Origin of the sequence: Limosilactobacillus gorillae (genome assembly GCF_001293735.1) — a bacterium.
Taxonomy (GTDB): Bacteria; Bacillota; Bacilli; order Lactobacillales; family Lactobacillaceae; genus Limosilactobacillus; species Limosilactobacillus gorillae.
In genome coordinates this window covers 1-1,057 of sequence record NZ_BCAH01000058.1, presented here as the reverse complement: position 1 = coordinate 1,057, position 1,057 = coordinate 1, and the positions used below count along the sequence as shown (strand labels likewise).

1 protein-coding gene is annotated in these 1,057 nt (G+C 43.5%); it reads left to right on the top strand.

What is annotated here, in order from left to right:
• Nucleotides 1-102: 102 nt before the first annotated feature.
• Nucleotides 103-1,026 (top strand): IS30 family transposase, encoded by a 924-nt coding sequence (locus AOQ57_RS08100; RefSeq protein WP_093626924.1) that lies wholly within the window; start codon nucleotides 103-105, stop codon nucleotides 1,024-1,026.
• The last annotated feature ends 31 nt before the right edge of the window (nucleotides 1,027-1,057 follow it).

Below are 1,057 nucleotides of genomic sequence, written 5' to 3'. Positions count from 1 at the left end.
AAGGCAGATTGTAAAATTTAAGTTGAACATTTAAGTGGACAGAAAAACCCATCAAGGTCTTTAATGGTGTTACCACACAATCCATTAGAAAGAAGGACCTTGATGAGCACCACTATTTTATCATTCCAGAACCGTGTTGTCATTGAAACGCTTCATAATGAAGGACGTTCCTTGCGATACATCGCTAACTACTTAGGCTTTAGTAAGACCACCATCTTTAACGAACTTCACCGGCTAAATAGTGAGTACCAGGCTGGGCTAGCGCAAACTGACTTTGAACGAAAGGTTAGTCAACGGGGGCGGAAGTCTTCGCTCACTAAAAACCTTAAACACTTGATCGAGGAAAAGATTCAAGTCCAGAAGTGGTCCCCTGAACAAGTTGCCCATGTGGTGGGGATTGCCTACAAGACGGTCTATAACTGGATTGATCAAGGCTGGCTTGATATACAGTTGCCCGATTTGCCTGATTATGGAATTCGTCGTCATCGTGCTAAAGAAAAGCGTGGTACGTTCAATCACGGCCGCTCCATTGAGGAGCGGCCTCATAAAGTCGAAACTCGCCAGGAATTCGGCCACTTTGAAGCTGATACCGTACTTTCTGGTAAACGTAAAGGTCAAGCTGTGGCTACTTTTGTGGAACGTAAGAGTCGCCTGACAATTGTTAAACGGCTCCATAGTCGCGACAGTCAGTCCATGACTCAAGCCGTACTTGAACTAGCTAGTCAACTTCAAAACAAGCTCAAGACGCTTACCGTGGATCATGGTAAAGAGTTCGCTAACTATCAGACAATTGAACGGCAAACTGGTACTCAGGTTTATTTTGCCCATGCTTATTCACCACATGAACGCGGTAGTAATGAGAACCGTAACCGAGTTTTGCGACGATTTATTCCCAAGGGACAAGCCATTGAAGAGCTGAGTGATCGCCAGCTGGTTCAAATTAATTGGTATTTGAATTCACGGCCACTTAAATGTCTTAATTGGCATACACCAATCGAGATCTTCTTGCTTAATTTACGTCATTAAATTCGTTCAAGTTATTTCTTACAATCTGCCA

Bases quoted from the DNA above. Each gene is read 5' to 3' on its own strand.
- AOQ57_RS08100 (WP_093626924.1), top strand. From the start codon at position 103: ATGAGCACCACTATTTTATCATTCCAGAACCGTGTTGTCATTGAAACG.